This window comes from Bradyrhizobium sp. 6(2017) (assembly GCF_011058295.2).
Lineage (GTDB): Bacteria > Pseudomonadota > Alphaproteobacteria > Rhizobiales > Xanthobacteraceae > Bradyrhizobium > Bradyrhizobium septentrionale.
Window position 1 is genome coordinate 6,966,526 of record NZ_CP049289.2, and the last position, 14,663, is coordinate 6,981,188.

Here is a 14,663-nt window from a genome sequence, read left to right on the forward strand (position 1 = left end):
GACAGCCTTCAGTGTGATTTGATCATCAAACCGCGAGCGTGAGGTCGGTCAGAGGGACCGCCTGGCAGGCAAGGCATTGTCCCTCGCTTGCATCGACAGGCCCGAGATGGGTGAACTCGCCATCGACGACCTCGACCGCACAGCTTTCGCATTGCCCGACGCGACAGCCACTCGGCAACGCGACGCCCGCCGCACTGGCAGCGTCGAGCAGCGTCCCTTGCTCCGGTGCCCAGGAAAAGCTCTGCTTGCTGCTGGCCAGCCGGACGGTGCGCGGCGCAAGATTGCCTGGCACCGCGGGCGGCGACACGAAGCTTTCGGCGAAGATGTCGAAGCGCGGGATACCGAACGCCGTCACAGCCGCGATCTGCGCCGCGACGAAATCCGGCGAGCCGCAGATGTAGACCAGCGGCCGACGCGTCGACAGCCGCTTGACCTGTTCGAGATCAAGCCGTCCCTTGCGCTGCGAATGCGAACCGACCGGGTCCTGCGCGAGCGGTGCCGAATAGAACGTCCGGCGCTTCAGCCCTGGTGTACAGGCTTCCAGCTCCGTGAGCCGCTGCGCGAACGGATGCTCACGGCTGCTGCGGCAGCCGTGCAGCAGCAGGATCTCGCCGACACGATCATCCGGCGCAATGTGTTGCAGCGTCTCGAGATGGCTGACGAATGGCGTGATGCCGATGCCGGCGGCGAGGAAGATCAGCGGCCGCGGCCCCTTCAATGGCGGCGTGAAGATGCCGCCCGGCGGCTCCAGCAGAACCTCATCTCCGACCGCGAGACTGTGCAGACGATCCGGCATGAAGAACGGCGCATCGCCGCGCCGTGCTTCGTCGAAGAAGCGCCCCTTCACCGCAATTGACAACGCTTGCGACAGTTCGCGCGATCCGGTCAGCGAATAGGCCCGCGCCTCCGCTGCGCCAGGCAGCGAAATCATCACGTGCTGGCCCGGCAGGAAGTCGGGCAGCGGACCACCGTCAAGCGGCCGCAGGCTGAGCGCGACCACGTTGTCGGCCTCGGCCCGGCGCTCGCCAACCACGAAGCGCCGCCGGCCGCTCCAGACGCCACGGCTTGCATCGGCGTCGCGCCTGATGTCGCAGACGATCGCGCGCAGCGGCACGGAACCGCTGACGGGATCGCGCGCATCGTCGTGCAGCACTGCGTTGATATTGCGCGTGCGGATACCTGCCGTCGTGGAGCGATCGCGGCCGAGCGGCGGACAATCCTCCCACCAGCCGAATTCGGCGACGACGACGCGATCGTCGAGCGCCGCATTGAGACGCACCTTCAGGCGTACGGCACCGCCCTGGGTCTCCACCACGGCCCAGTCGCCTTCCAGCAGCCCGCGCCGCTCGGCGAGTTGCGGGCTGATCTCGACGGCCGGATCCGGTGACTTTCGCCGCAGCGAGGCCACATGCCGATAGGAGGAGTGGACGAACCAGCCGCTCTTGGCGGTAGAGAGCACCAGCGGAAAGCGCTCATCCGCGGCACTGGTGAGCGGGCTGCCGACCGGCTCGACATGATCGGGCAAGGGATCGTACCCGTGCCCCAGCATCAGCTCCGAATAGATCTCGACGCGTCGCGTCGGCGTCGCAAATCCCGCCACCGTTCCGTCGTCGCGCGCGACGGCGTATTTTTCATTGCGGAAGGTTTGCGGGAAGCGGCGTCCCTCAGGATGCGCGCGCAGCTCATCGACGCCGACGCCGAGCGGCGCCAGCTGATAATTCCAGCCGGCCTTGATGTCGCCACCGAAGAACAGTTCGCCCATGCCGAGCTTCAGCGCGAGCGCCGCGGCGATCTCGTAATCGGCCTTCACCGCGCCCACCGGTTCGACCATGCGCGGGCGAAACTGCACGGTCTCGACAGCTTCCTGCGTGATCTCGAACCCGATCTTGAGCGCGTCGCGTTCCCACGGCGTGCTAGCCGGCAGCACGAAATCGGCGCTCTCCGCGGTCGGGTTCATGAACATGTCGATATGAACCTGGAATTCCAGCGCATTCAGCGCCGCACGGTTGCGCTCGGAATGGCCCTGCGAGACCACGAAGTTGGTGCCGAACGCGACCAGCGCGCGCACCCGGTAAGGCTCGCCGTCGAGCACAGCCCGGCTGAAGTCGCGCGCCGTGATCCAGCCCTTCGCCGGCGGGCCGAGCGGCAGTTCGCCAATGCCGAGCGCTTTGGCCTGCTGCTCCGGCGGCAGGATGTTGTAGTCGTTGAGGGCGCGGGTCGGCGGCGGTACCGGCCAGCGATTGCCGCCGGGCCGATCGCAGGCGCCGGTCAGCGCGTACAGCGTTGCGATCGCGCGCTCGATCGCGGTGGCGTTGGTGTGCTGGCCGACACCGGTCCAGGAGTGATAGGCGAGCCGCGGCCGGCCCTCGAGCAACGCGTTGAACGCGTCGACATCTTCGGTACGTAGCCAGGTCAATTCCGCCACGTGCGCCGGCGTGTAAGGCGCAACGCGCTCGGCCAGCAATTCGAACGCGGTTGCCGCCGATATCATCCGGCCGTCGCGCGCACGGATCGATAGCGCGCCACGCAGCCGGCCGCCGCTCTCCGGCGCGTGGCTTGTGTCGCAGGGCACCGGCGCGCCCGACGCATCGAGACGAACGAAGGCGTCCGCCGCGCCATCCGGCCACAGCGCGTCGGCGCGCAGGAAACGGCCGGTCGCGCGATCGACCAGCAGCGATCCATTGGTCCATGCGTTGACGAATTCAGCATCGAAGCTGCCGCTCGCGATGAGATGACGGATCGCGCCCATCGCGAGCGCGCCGTCGGCGCCCGGGCGGATGCGCAGCCAGAGATCGGCCTGCTGACCCGAGCCGTTCGGCTTCGGATCGACCACCACGACCTTGGCGCCGCGCCGCCGCGCGTCCGCAATCCGCGTCGCCTGGGCGAGCCAGGTGCGGGCCGGATTGTGGCCCCACAAGATGATGGCATCGGCGTTGTCGTAATCGGGAAAGCCGATGCCGCGGCCGAAGGTCAACGCATGCGCGTAGTCCTTGTGCCAGCCGCAGATCTCGACCGCATAGATCAAATTGGGGCTGCCGAAGCCGCGGATGAAGCGCTCGACCCACTCGAAGCTATCGACCATCGGCGTGCCGCTCGGCGTGGTGACGCCGAATGCGACGGCTTCGGCACCGCTCTCGGCGCGGATCGTGCCGAGCCGGTCGGCGATCTCGGTCAACGCCTCGTCCCAGGACACCTCGACCCAGCCCGGATCGGCGGCACCGCGCGGACGGGTCCGCTTCAGCGGCACGGTCAGGCGGCGCGGGCTGGCGACGATTTCGGGGGCGGCCCGGCCCTTGGCGCAAAGCGCGCCGCCGGTCGGGTGGTTATTTAATACCTCTACGCCGACAAGACGCCCGTCCTCGACCACGGTGACGGCACCGCAGCGCGAGCGGCAAAGCGTGCAATAGCCGGGCAGACGCTGTTTCACCGCCATCTCACGATCAGTCACCCCTAGTGACGCATCTTAGTAACGCGTTACACATTTACGTCATACGCTACCGCCCTCGTCAAGGCTAAGTAATAATCAGGGACGAATCGGAGCTCGGAGCGAGAGGCGACCACGACCACCCATGGACCAGAATTTGCGCGAACAGGTGCTGCAGCGGGTGCGCGCCGAGATCATTTCAGGGCAGAGCCTCCCGGGCACGATGTATTCGGTGCCTAGCCTCGCCGCGAGCCTCGGCGTCTCCTCGACGCCGGTGCGCGAGGCGCTGCTCGAGCTCAGCCGCGGCGGCCTGGTCGAGCCGATGCGCAACCGCGGCTTCAAGGTGGTGGAGCCGACGCTGACCGAGCTGCGCAATCTGTTCGACATGCGCGAGGTGCTGGAGTTGCACGCCGCCGTGCTGGTCGCCGCCAATCCCCCGCGGGATCTTCCGGCGGTGCGCGGCTGGGCTGACCAGATCGCCAGGGCCGTCGAGAACGACGACGTCCAGCTCTATCTGGAAGCCGACCGCAACTATCATCGTGAGTTCATCGCAGCAGCCGGCAACGAGCTCTTGACCGACATGGTGATGGGCCTACGCGACAAGATGCGGCTCTACGGCATCAGCTCCCGCGCGGGCCACGAGCGGCAGCTGGCGTCGGTGCCCGAGCATTACCGGCTGATCGAACTCGCGCTCGCCGGCGAGACCGAGGCGCTACCGACCCTGCTGCGCAGCCACATCCGCTCCTGGGAGCCGATCTTCGTCGATGCGCTGCTGCGCTCGAAGGAGCACGTGCGCGAGCCGCTGCGCCAGGCGCGCGGCTGACGCGGAGCGAGGCAGATAGCTGATCGCGGCGGCGATCGGCTAATCCAGAATGCTCTTGTAATGCTCCGAGAAGACATCACGGCCGATGATGAGCCGCATCACTTCGGAGCTTCCCGCCAGGATCCGATTGACGCGCGCGTCGGTGAACATGCGGCTGATCGGATATTCATCCATGTATCCTGCACCGCCATGCAGCTGCACGCCGAGGTCGAGCATCTTCCACTCGACTTCCGACGACATCATCTTGGCCTTGGCGCCCATATTGCTGGTCAGGCGTCCGGCATTGTGCTCGGCCACGCAGTGATCGACATAGACCTGCACCAGATCGATTTCCGCATCCATCTCCGCCATGCGGAACTGGGTATTCTGTTGTTCGGCGAGAGGCCTTCCGAACAGCTTGCGTTCCATCACGTAGGCACGCGTGATGTCGAACGCCTTGCGGCCATTGGCGATCGATCCGACCGCGGAGATTAGCCGCTCCTCCGCAAGGCCTTCCATGAGATAGTAGAAGCCCCTGCCCGGTTCTCCCAGCACGTTGGCCTTGGGCACCTTCACATTGTGGAAGAAAAGTTCGGCGGTGTCCTGCGCCGGCATGCCCATCTTCTTGAGATTGCGGCCGCGCTCGAAGCCTTCCATGCCGCGCTCGACGATCAGCAGCACCATGGCATGCTTCTTCTCGGCACCGGCGAGCCTGGCGGCCACGATCACCACGTCGGAATTGATGCCGTTGGAAATATAGGTCTTCGAGCCGTTGAGCAGAAAATGATCGCCCTTGTCCTCCGCCATCGTGCGCATGCCCGCGAGGTCTGAGCCCGCGCCGGGCTCGGTCATCGCGATCGCCAGGATCGTCTCGCCGCTGACGCATTTGGGCAGGAATCGATCACGCTGCTCCTCGGTGCCGAAGCGCTTGAAATAAGAGCCAACCAGGCGGCTGTGCAGCGTGTTGTACCAGCCCTTGCAGCCGGAGCGCGCGGTCTCCTCGATGATGATCTGCTCATAGCGGAAGTCAGCGTCGCCCATGCCGCCGTATTTTTCCTCAGGCCAGATCATCAGGAAGCCGAGGTCGCCGGCCTTCTTGAACGCGTTGCGGTCGACGATGCCGGCCTCTCGCCACTCCTCCATATGGGGCGCGATCTCGCCGGCGAGGAACTTCCGGTAGGAGTCGCGGAAAATGACCTGATCTTCGGTAAAGCTGCGCATCATTCCCCCAATAGAGCGTTTTCGAGCGAAGTGGGCACCGGTTCGCGTGAAGAAGCGACGTGGACACCGGCCGGCGTAAAAATTCGGAGCGCCGGTTCTGATTCAATCAAAACCGGCGCTCCGTTACCGAAACAGTCGATGGCTTACTTGCCCTTCCAGTTCGGCGCGCGCTTTTCTGCAAAGGCCGCCGCGCCCTCGCGGGCATCCTCGGATACGAAGACAGGACCGACGATCTCCTGTTGCCTCTTCCACATCTGGTCTTCCGGCCAGAGCCGGGATTCGACGATCACCTGCTTGGATGCCTTGACCGCGAGCGGGCCGTTGGCGCCGATCGCTGCCGCAAGCTCAAGCGCGGCGTCGAGCGCGGGGCCATCGGTCACGCGGTTGATGATGCCGAGTTCGTAGGCGCGCTCGGCGCCGAAGAACTCGCCGGTCAGTGCGAACTCCATCGCCACGCGAATGGGCATCTGGCGCGGCATGCGGATCAGCCCGCCGGCCGCAGCGGCCAGCCCGCGCTTCACCTCAGGGATCCCGAACTTGGCGTTGCCGTTCGCGACGATCATGTCGCACGACAGCGCGATCTCCATCCCGCCGGCGAGCGCATAGCCGTCGACGGCCGCAATCAGCGGCTTCTTCGGCGGCGCCTCGGTGAGGCCGGCAAAGCCACGGCCGGGGATCGACGGCCGCTCGCCCTTCAGGAACCCCTTGAGGTCCATGCCCGAGCAGAACGTGCCGCCGGCGCCGGTGATGATGCCGACGCCAAGGGCATCGTCGGCGTCGAGCCGGTCGATCGCCGCAGCCACGCCCTTGGAGAGGGCGAGATTGGCCGCGTTCTTGGCTTCCGGCCGGTTCAGGGTGATGATCAGTATCGGTCCGCGGACTTCAGTGAGGACCGGCGTTTCTTCGGACATCGCTTTCGTCTCCTGTAGTCACCTAGCGCGGGGCCATGCGGATGGCACCATCGAGGCGAACGTCTTCACCGTTGAAGTAGCCGTTGGTGATCATGGTCAGCGCCAGCTGCGCATATTCCTCCGGCATGCCGAGACGCTTCGGGAACGGCACCGACGCGCTGAGCGCGGCCTTCACGTTCTCCGGAGCGCCCTGCAGCAGCGGCGTGTTGAAGATGCCCGGCAGGATGGTGTTGACGCGGATGCCCTCGGCCATCAGGTCGCGCGCGATCGGCAGGGTCATGCCGACGACGCCGGCCTTCGAGGCCGAATAGGCGGCCTGCCCCATCTGGCCGTCCTCGGCCGCGACGGACGCCGTATTGACGACCGCGCCGCGCTCGCCGTGCTCCAGCGGCGTCAGCGACAGCATGCCCTGCGCCGACTTGGCGATGCAGCGGAAGGTGCCGACGAGGTTGATCTGGATGATGCGGTTGAAGGCGTCGATCGGGAAGTGAGTAGGTTCGCCGGTCTTCTTGTCCCGGCCGGCGGTCTTCACCGCGTTGCCGGTGCCTGCACAGTTCACCAGGATGCGCTCCTGGCCGTGCGCCGCGCGGGCCTTGGCGAAGCCCGCATCGACCTGCCCGTCGGAGGTGACATCGACCTTGCAGAACACGCCGCCGATTTCCCTGGCGATGGCTTCACCCTTCTCCTCGTTGAAGTCGAAGATCGCGACTTTCACGCCTTTCGCGGCGAGCGCCCGCGAGGTAGCTGCGCCGAGGCCGGAAGCGCCGCCGGTGACGACGGCGGCGACCGATGAATCGAGTTTCATTGCAGGTTCCTTTCGAGCTCAGATGCGTTCGATGATGATGGCCGGCGCCATGCCGCCGGCGGCACACATGGTGACGAGACCGTAACGTCCGCCGCTGCGCTCGAGTTCGTCGAGCGCCGTACCGATCAGGATCGATCCGGTCGCGCCGATCGGGTGGCCGAGCGCGATCGAGCCGCCGTTGATGTTGACCTTCTCGCGATCCAGCTTGAGGTCGCGGATGAATTTCTCGGCGACGACCGCGAAGGCCTCGTTGATCTCCCAGACGTCGATGTCGTCCTTGCTCAGGCCGGCCTTGGCGAGAACCTTCTTGGCCGCCGGAACCGGCGCGTTGAGCATCAGCGTCGGGTCGTCTCCCTGGTTGGCATAGGCCACGATGCGGCCGCGCGGCTTGAGGCCGTGCTTCTCGGCATATTCCTTCGAGGTGATCAGCACCGCGGCGGCGCCGTCCACCACGCCGGAGCTGTTGCCGGCATGATGCACGCCCTTCCAGTCGAGGTCCGGATAGCGGCGCTGGATCTGCTTCTTGAATGTCACCCCGTTGCCGAGATCGAAATCGGCAAGCTGCTCGAAGCTCGGCTTCAGCGATGCCAGTCCTTCGGCAGTGGTCTCGGGGCGCGGGAATTCTTCGCGATTGAGGGCGACGCTGCCGTCGTCGTTGAGCACGGGGATGACCGACTTGGCGAAGCGGCCTTCATCAATCGCCCGCTTGGCGCGCTGCTGGCTGACCAGGGCAAGGGCATCGCAGGCCTCCCGGCTGATCCCCTCACGCGTGGCGATCGCGTCGCCGCACACGCCCTGGTGAGACTGCGGGTGAATTTCGTCAAGCGCCGGATTGCCCGAACCCATCATCCGCGCCGGCTGTCCGGCCTTGGAGCGCTCGGCTGCGAGGGTCTGTTGATAGCTCATCATCTCGGTGCCACCGGCGATGACGCAATCCTCCATTCCCGACATCACCGACGCCGCCGCAAGGTTCACCGACGTGATGCCGCCGCCGCAGAAACGATCCAGCGTCGTGCCGCTGGCGTTGATGTCGTATCCGGCCGCGAGCGCCGACATCCGTCCGAGATCGCCGCCCTGCTTGCCTTCCTGGGTCGACGTCGACCAGATGATGTCGTCGACGGTCGACGTATCGAGCTTGTTGCGCTGCTTGAGCGCGCCGAGCACCGTTGCTGCCAGTTGCTGCGGGTGCAGGTGCGACAGCGCACCCTTGCCCGGCTTGCCGATGCCCCGCGGCGTGCGAACAGCGTCGATGATATATGCTTCAGACATGCGTTTCCCCTTCGTTTCAGATGTTTCGTGACTGTGGGCTCGTGGCGATGGTCCCGGTCATTCCGCCTCGGAACAGGCCGAAGCGTCAGCGGTAAGGTGGCGTCGCCGCAAGCGGCCCGGCAACCGAGTTGCGCTGGTCTTCGAAGTACTCGAAGCGCGAGCTCGTCCCCCGCGGCATCGATGCTTGCGCGTCCGGGAGTACTCGCTCTTCGGCACAGGCCGGCCTGTCGCAACCCTCCGCGAGCAACGGGGCGCCGGCCGTGTTGGCGTCGGGAGCCAGAGCATATTTCTGCTCGTGCGGCAGATAGATCAATTGACCGATCTGGGTGAGGGTCAATGTGAGACGAGAGACCGTCGATCGCGGAAGCCCGCAGCGATCGGCGATCTCGCGATTGCCGAGGCGCATGCTTCGACCCTCGAAGCAACGCACGATGTCGAATGCGCGCGATACCACCTGTATCACGCGTCGATTGTCCGTGCCGGCCGTCTCTTGCGCCATCAGTACTTCAGATCGACGTCCCATCGTTTACGCCTCAATCCTCATTTTCGTACGGGTGAACAAAGCCCACGCTGATTCGAGCAGAAGGCGCCGATCCGCGACGTCGCCGTCGGGCGCGCAACGTGGCGCGGCCCACGCGCGAGCGGACACGCATGCAGGATTTGACGGCAAGGATCGGGGTACGCCCGCGTCGGTGATCGCAGGGGTGCTGGTCAGCTTGTTCCGGGATCGACGGTTTGGCGCGGTCGCCGGTGTCATTCGGCGGAATGGCGCCCGCGTCGATTGTGCCGACACCGTGCCGCCGCAGGCTCAGCAAGGAATGCCGCCTGCCAGACAAGGCCGCCTCGGCCCGTTCGAGGCCGGTCTGCATGGAATCCGTGAGCGCGTGGTGTTCCAGCCGAGCGAAGCCGCCACCGAACGGGGCAAGCAGCTTCGGATATCTTTGGCCGGCCAGCATCAGGCGGATTCTTTCCCTAGGGTTTCTGCCTTAATTAAATGATTAATTAGTTGATTGGCTGATTAAGATGGGCGGGCCTCGCTGTCAACCGTCCTTCGGCGCGCGCCTGCCCCTCGCCCAGCGCCTTACACATCGCTCCACCCGCTCGCGGCCGGCTTCGTCGGAGCGGTGACCACGAGCCCGGCGTGACGAACTTTCTTCAAGCTGCGCCGACGCCGAACAGTGATCGAGCAGAACGTCTGCGAAAGTCCCCGCAATAGCGGGCATGCTCCGACGCATGATGCAGGAGCTATCGCGGAATGAGGTGCCGCCGGCCGCAATCGGTCGGCGCGACAATGGCAGGCTCATGCGAAACGCAGACGCACGCAAATTGAGATCGGACTGGGAAGCGGAGCAAACGCGCGCGGGCGTTGCCGGAATAGACACGACCGCTGGTCGGAATGACCGTTACGAGGGCGAACCTAAGCTATGAAAGCTTGGTGGGCGCACCAGGGCTCGAACCTGGGACCCGCTGATTAAGAGTCAGCTGCTCTACCAACTGAGCTATGCGCCCGGAACTTGTCCGGAAATGACCCTCGCAAGAGAGCGGTCGTTTAGCAAAGCGATTCCCCGATGTCCAGCAAATGGGCGCAACTTTTCCCGACTTTTACCAGCCCTCCTCACAGCCGAAAGGCCGCCGGATTCCAGCGGCCTTTCAGTAGCTTGGTGAAGAGCCCGGTGAACGGCTCTCAGAGCCGGCCGGAGCGCTCCTGATCCGGACCGTCGTCACGGTCGAAATGGTGGTCGCGGCCGCCGCGTTCCCAGCGGTCCATGCCGCGCTCGAGGCGGTGGCGGCGCCAGCCCTCGGCGCCGAAGCCGCGCCCCTCCATGTGGGTGAGCATCGTCAGCCGCCGCTTCTGGTTGTCGTCGAGCGTCTTGTAGAGCGGGTCGGCGGCGTCGGCGATCTTCTTCAGCGACGTCGCGGTCGCCGCCATGTTGTCGGCGCGGTCGCGCAGACGGGCGACCGGATCGTCCGGCTTCGCGGCCTTGTTCTCAGCCTTGTCCGCGTCGGCCTTCTCCGCGGCCATCCGCGCATTGGCGCGATCGAGCCGCGCCTTGGCGAAGTCGCGCACCGCGGCCTCGACCGGCGGCCACAGCTTCTCCTGATCCGCCGTCAGCTTCAGCCCGGCGTGGACGGCGGCGATCCGCGCGTCGAGGAAGGCGGCCCGGTCCTCGGGGCTCATCCGCATATGGCCGTGGAACCAGGGACGATGCTGGGCATAGACCACGGTCGAACCGGCAATCGTGAGCGCCGCGACGCCGGCGAGCAGAACTTTCTTCATACGAACCTCCTTTGAAGGTTGCTCGAAGATGATGCGCCCTGCCCACGCCTTCAACTTACGGATTGGACAGAGAGACCTCTCTTACCAAGATGTAATCCCCTTCTTTGCCCGCCAGAAACATCCAGAGCGCGAGGTCGCGCTTTGGATTTCTTGTTGTCGCTAAATCATTCCCAACAGCCGCGGCAGCCACAGCGAGATCTCCGGCACGTAGGTGATCAGGCCGAGGAACACCAGCATCGCGCACAACCACGGCAGCACCGAGATGGTGATCTCGCTGATGCCCATCTTGGCGATGCTGCTCGCGATGTAGAGGTTGAGCCCGACCGGCGGATGGCACAGCCCGACCTCGGTGTTGACGATCATCAGGATGCCCAGATGCACGGGATGCACGCCGAGCTTGGTCGCCAGCGGAAACAGGATCGGCGCCATGATCAGGAGGATCGACGACGGATCCATCACGTTGCCGGCGAGCAGCAGGATGACGTTGACGACCAGCAGGAACATCCAGACCGAGAAGTTCTTGTCGATGATCCAGGCCGCCATCTCCTGCGGGATCTGCTCATGCGTCATCAGGAACGAGAACAGCACCGCGTTGGTGATGATGTAGAGCAGCATCGAGCTCATGCTCGCCGCCTGCAGCAGCACCTTCGGCACCTCGGAGAGTTTTAGCTCCTTGTAGACGAACACGGTGATGAAGAAGGCGTAGGTCGCGGCGACCGCAGCCGCTTCGGTCGGCGTGAAGACGCCGCCATAGATGCCGCCGAGCACGATCGCGATCAGCGAGAGGCCCCAGATGCTTTCACGGAACGCCGTGAACTGCTGGCCGATCGTCGCCTTCGGCATCTTCGGATAACCGTTGCGCCGCGCGACGAAGAAGGTCACCGCGGCCAGCATCAATGCCAGCACCACGCCCGGCACGATGCCGGCCATGAACAGCGCGCCGATCGAGGTGTTGGTCGAGACGCCGTACAGCACCAGGATGATCGAGGGCGGCACCAGGATGCCGAGCGCACCCGAGGTCGAGATCACGCCGACGCCGAACCGCTTCGGATAGCCGTGATCGACCATCGCCGGCATCATGATCGAGCCGATCGCGACCACGGTGGCGACGCTCGAGCCCGAGATCGCCGCGAACATCGCGCAGGCCGCGACACCGGCAAGCCCGAGGCCGCCGGGCAGATGGCCGACCAGCGAGGTCGTGAACGCGATCATGCGCCGCGCGACGCCGCCGCGGGTCAGGAAGGTGCCGGCCAGGATGAAGAACGGGATCGCCATGATGCCGAAATTGTCGAGGCCGGAAAACAGCTTCAGGCCGACGCTCTCGATCGGCACCTCGGTCATCGTGAACAGGAAGGTCAGCACGGTCAGGCCGAGCGAAATCGAGATCGGCATGCCCGTCAGCATCAGGGCAAACAGCAGTCCGAAAATAAGGGCGGCGCTCATCACGCTTCTCCAAGCGCGATCGGCGCATTCTTGCTGGTCTCGACGCCGTCGACATGGGAGGCGTCATGGTGCGGCAGCTCGTTGGTCCACCAATAGTTCCAGCACACCTGCAGGAAGCGGAAGCACATCAGGTAGGAGCCGAGCGGGATGCAGGCGTAGACGATCCAGCTCGGGATCTCGAGATCGGGCGAGACCTGGTCGGTATGCATCAGTTCGAACACGAACTTGGCGCCCATGGTGCCGACGATCCCGGTGAACAGCGCGCCGCCGAGCAGGCCGAACATGATGGTGCGCTTGCGCCAGAAATCATTGAGGCGGTTGATCAGGACGTCGACGCCGACATGGACGCCGGCGCGCACGCCATAGGCCGCGCCGAACTTCGCCATCCAGATGAACATGTAGATGCAGAGTTCCTGCGACCAGGCGAGATTGATGCCGAACAGGTACGGATACAGCACCGGCACGTCGACCAGAAAGCGGTGCACGACCGTGATGAAGGTCAAGAGCGTCGCGGCGCCCATCAGGCTCGCGATGATGATTTCCTCGAGCCGGTCCAGAATTTTCAGCAGCATTGATCTCCCCTGTCATGGCCTGATGCGGCGACCGGCCACGGCACCCAGGCCGCGGCCTCGCACGGCCGCGGCGTTTATTCGATTACCTGACGGTTCTCGGTCGAGAGACCGATCCGCAAACTCCCTTCACCTCTCCCGCTTGCGGGGGAGGTCGCATTGCATCGAAGATGCAATGCGGGTGGGGGCTCTCTCCACCAGAATGACTCGCGGCGATGCCCCACCCCAGCCCTCCCCCGCAAGCGGGAGAGGGAGCGCACCGCCTTCTTGGCGGCTAATAGGCGATCCGCCTCAGTTCATCGGGCCGCGGCCCGTTTCCTTGAGGAATTCGTCGATCAGCGGCTGGCCGACGCGCGACGCCACGTCCTTGTAGACCGGCATCATGGCCTTGCGCATCGCCTCGTCCTGCTCCGGCGTCAGCGCGATGATCTCGGTCTTGCCGGCCTTCTTGATCTCGGCGAGCGCGTCCTCGTTCTCCTTGGCCGACTGGCTGTTGCCGAACTCGGTCGCTTCCTTCATCGCCTTGGAGAGCTGGTCGCGGACATCAGCCGGCAGGCCGTCCCAGAACTTCTTGTTCACGACGACGATGTAGCCGATATAGCCGTGATTGGTGACGGTCGCGTACTTCTGCACCTCATGCATTTTCTGGGTGTAGATGTTCGACCAGGTGTTCTCCTGGCCGTCGACCACGCCGGTCTGCAGCGCCTGGTAGACGTCGGAGAACGCCATCACCTGCGGGATCGCGCCGAGCGAGCGGAACTGGGCCTCCAGCACCTTCGACGACTGGATGCGGAACTTGAGCCCCTTGTAGTCGGCGGGCGCGACCAGCTTCTTGTTCGCGCTCATCTGCTTGAAGCCGTTGTCCCAATAGGCGAGACCGGTCATGCCCTTGGAATCCAGCTTCTTCAGCAGCTGGGCGCCGAGCGGGCCGTCGGTCACCTTGCGCAGCGATTTCAGGTCGGGGAGGATGTAGGGCAGATCGAAGACTTCGAATTCCTTGATGCCGATCGGGCCGAACTTCGAGTTCGACGGCGCCAGCATCTGCACGGCGCCGAGTTGCAGCGCCTCGAGCTCTTCCTTGTCCTTGTAAAGCGTCGAGTTCGGATAGACCTCGACCTTCACCTTGCCGCCGGTGTACTTCTCGGCGAGTTCCTTGAACTTGTCGGCCGCCTTGCCCTTTGGCGTATCCGAGGCCACCACGTGGCTGAACTTGATGACAACAGGCGACTGCGCCGACGCCGGCCCGACAAAGGTCAAGGCCGCGATCGAAGCCGCAGCCAATATGAGTTTACGCATGTTTCCTCCCGCGTAATTGCGGAGCACGTTTACCGGCCCCGAGACATCCGGTCGCACCATTACAGAGAAGCCGCGGCGATTGCCATTGCCCCTTTAGCAGGGGCCAAATGCGCCGTTGCTGCACTGCAAAATCCGATGCGGCGGTATCCCCTTCGGCTCTTGCGACCGTTCAATGACACCGCCCGCACGCTGTGCCCGGCGATCGCGATACGGTCAATGCGAGGTTTGGCAATGGCGAGTTCGCCGGGCGCGAATGCTGCGCTGTCGTCCCTGCGAAAGCAGGTAGCAAGAAAGGCCGTTGCGCGACCCAGAATTCCACCACTGTTTTTGCGAGCAACGAAGACCATGTATTCGGTGTCATCACCCGCGCATACGGGTGATCCAGTATTCCAGAGGCGTCCGTGCTTGAATCGAGAGGCCGCGGCGTACTGGATGGCCCGGTCAAGCCGGGCGATGACAGATGAGGGTGGGACGCAGCTCCGCATTCTCGCGACATGATTTGTCCGAGCTTTGCATCTCGTCTCGCCCTCCTCAGAGGGCGCAGGGAAAGCCGGGTGCCGATTGCACCCATGGGCCCCGAGCAACGGGTAGAAAGCTCGGGGGTAGGACCACAGGTGTAACCGGAGCAGTCCGGCTTTCCCTGCG

At 64.8% G+C, this 14,663-nt stretch carries 12 protein-coding genes, 1 tRNA gene and 1 pseudogene; 1 reads left to right on the top strand and 13 read right to left on the bottom strand.

Annotated features, from left to right (window positions below):
• Window positions 1–25 precede the first annotated feature (25 nt).
• Window positions 26–3,427 carry a molybdopterin-dependent oxidoreductase gene (locus tag G6P99_RS33025; protein WP_029080092.1) on the bottom strand — a complete coding sequence of 1,134 codons (3,402 nt, stop codon included), beginning with the start codon at window positions 3,425–3,427 and terminating at the stop codon, window positions 26–28.
• A gap of 142 nt (window positions 3,428–3,569) precedes the next feature.
• Between G6P99_RS33025 and G6P99_RS33030 the strand changes: the two genes are divergently transcribed.
• The gene (locus G6P99_RS33030) at window positions 3,570–4,247 is read left to right on the top strand and encodes a GntR family transcriptional regulator (protein ID WP_035976586.1); all 678 of its coding nucleotides are present in this window, start codon (window positions 3,570–3,572) and stop codon (window positions 4,245–4,247) included.
• A 39-nt stretch (window positions 4,248–4,286) separates the two neighbouring features.
• Here G6P99_RS33030 and G6P99_RS33035 read toward each other — a convergent pair whose 3' ends face one another.
• The 12 genes and pseudogenes from G6P99_RS33035 to G6P99_RS33090 form a co-directional block, all read right to left on the bottom strand.
• The gene (locus G6P99_RS33035; RefSeq protein WP_029080093.1) at window positions 4,287–5,447 is read right to left on the bottom strand and encodes an acyl-CoA dehydrogenase family protein; all 1,161 of its coding nucleotides are present in this window, start codon (window positions 5,445–5,447) and stop codon (window positions 4,287–4,289) included.
• A 143-nt stretch (window positions 5,448–5,590) separates the two neighbouring features.
• A complete protein-coding gene (locus tag G6P99_RS33040) occupies window positions 5,591–6,358 on the bottom strand; it encodes a crotonase/enoyl-CoA hydratase family protein (RefSeq protein ID WP_029080094.1) in 768 nt (255 codons plus the stop codon).
• A 22-nt stretch (window positions 6,359–6,380) separates the two neighbouring features.
• The gene (locus tag G6P99_RS33045; protein ID WP_029080095.1) at window positions 6,381–7,163 is read right to left on the bottom strand and encodes an SDR family NAD(P)-dependent oxidoreductase; all 783 of its coding nucleotides are present in this window, start codon (window positions 7,161–7,163) and stop codon (window positions 6,381–6,383) included.
• Between the two features lie 18 nt (window positions 7,164–7,181).
• On the bottom strand, window positions 7,182–8,432 hold the full coding sequence (locus tag G6P99_RS33050; protein ID WP_165124995.1) for an acetyl-CoA C-acetyltransferase: 1,251 nt from the start codon (window positions 8,430–8,432) through the stop codon (window positions 7,182–7,184).
• Window positions 8,433–8,697: 265 nt separating this feature from the next.
• Window positions 8,698–8,955, bottom strand: a pseudogene (locus G6P99_RS33055) (helix-turn-helix domain-containing protein); the annotation flags it as partial.
• Window positions 8,956–8,965: 10 nt separating this feature from the next.
• Complete coding sequence (locus G6P99_RS33060; protein WP_029080098.1) at window positions 8,966–9,388, bottom strand: hypothetical protein; 423 nt, start codon at window positions 9,386–9,388, stop codon at window positions 8,966–8,968.
• Window positions 9,389–9,865: 477 nt separating this feature from the next.
• A tRNA-Lys gene (locus G6P99_RS33065) sits at window positions 9,866–9,941 on the bottom strand.
• A gap of 175 nt (window positions 9,942–10,116) precedes the next feature.
• On the bottom strand, window positions 10,117–10,710 hold the full coding sequence (locus tag G6P99_RS33070; protein WP_165124998.1) for a Spy/CpxP family protein refolding chaperone: 594 nt from the start codon (window positions 10,708–10,710) through the stop codon (window positions 10,117–10,119).
• Between the two features lie 159 nt (window positions 10,711–10,869).
• Entirely contained in the window at window positions 10,870–12,153 is a 1,284-nt protein-coding gene (locus G6P99_RS33075; RefSeq protein ID WP_029082597.1) for a TRAP transporter large permease, read from the bottom strand.
• Window positions 12,153–12,725 (bottom strand): TRAP transporter small permease, encoded by a 573-nt coding sequence (locus tag G6P99_RS33080; protein WP_029082598.1) that lies wholly within the window; start codon window positions 12,723–12,725, stop codon window positions 12,153–12,155. Before G6P99_RS33080 ends, G6P99_RS33075 begins: the two co-directional genes overlap by 1 nt.
• Window positions 12,726–13,013: 288 nt before the next feature.
• Complete coding sequence (locus G6P99_RS33085) at window positions 13,014–14,018, bottom strand: TRAP transporter substrate-binding protein (RefSeq protein ID WP_029082599.1); 1,005 nt, start codon at window positions 14,016–14,018, stop codon at window positions 13,014–13,016.
• Between the two features lie 59 nt (window positions 14,019–14,077).
• Window positions 14,078–14,365 (bottom strand): hypothetical protein, encoded by a 288-nt coding sequence (locus tag G6P99_RS33090; protein WP_156928725.1) that lies wholly within the window; start codon window positions 14,363–14,365, stop codon window positions 14,078–14,080.
• Window positions 14,366–14,663: the final 298 nt, after the last annotated feature.

Excerpts from the sequence above, each read along its gene's own strand:
- G6P99_RS33045 (WP_029080095.1), bottom strand. The coding sequence starts at position 7,163 with ATGAAACTCGATTCATCGGTCGCCGCCGTCGTCACCGGCGGCGCTTCC.
- G6P99_RS33070 (WP_165124998.1), bottom strand. The coding sequence starts at position 10,710 with ATGAAGAAAGTTCTGCTCGCCGGCGTCGCGGCGCTCACGATTGCCGGT.
- G6P99_RS33050 (WP_165124995.1), bottom strand. The coding sequence starts at position 8,432 with ATGTCTGAAGCATATATCATCGACGCTGTTCGCACGCCGCGGGGCATC.
- G6P99_RS33060 (WP_029080098.1), bottom strand. The coding sequence starts at position 9,388 with ATGCTGGCCGGCCAAAGATATCCGAAGCTGCTTGCCCCGTTCGGTGGC.
- G6P99_RS33090 (WP_156928725.1), bottom strand. The coding sequence starts at position 14,365 with ATGGTCTTCGTTGCTCGCAAAAACAGTGGTGGAATTCTGGGTCGCGCA.
- G6P99_RS33030 (WP_035976586.1), top strand. The coding sequence starts at position 3,570 with ATGGACCAGAATTTGCGCGAACAGGTGCTGCAGCGGGTGCGCGCCGAG.
- G6P99_RS33040 (WP_029080094.1), bottom strand. The coding sequence starts at position 6,358 with ATGTCCGAAGAAACGCCGGTCCTCACTGAAGTCCGCGGACCGATACTG.
- G6P99_RS33075 (WP_029082597.1), bottom strand. The coding sequence starts at position 12,153 with ATGAGCGCCGCCCTTATTTTCGGACTGCTGTTTGCCCTGATGCTGACG.
- G6P99_RS33085 (WP_029082599.1), bottom strand. The coding sequence starts at position 14,018 with ATGCGTAAACTCATATTGGCTGCGGCTTCGATCGCGGCCTTGACCTTT.
- G6P99_RS33080 (WP_029082598.1), bottom strand. The coding sequence starts at position 12,725 with ATGCTGCTGAAAATTCTGGACCGGCTCGAGGAAATCATCATCGCGAGC.
- G6P99_RS33035 (WP_029080093.1), bottom strand. The coding sequence starts at position 5,447 with ATGCGCAGCTTTACCGAAGATCAGGTCATTTTCCGCGACTCCTACCGG.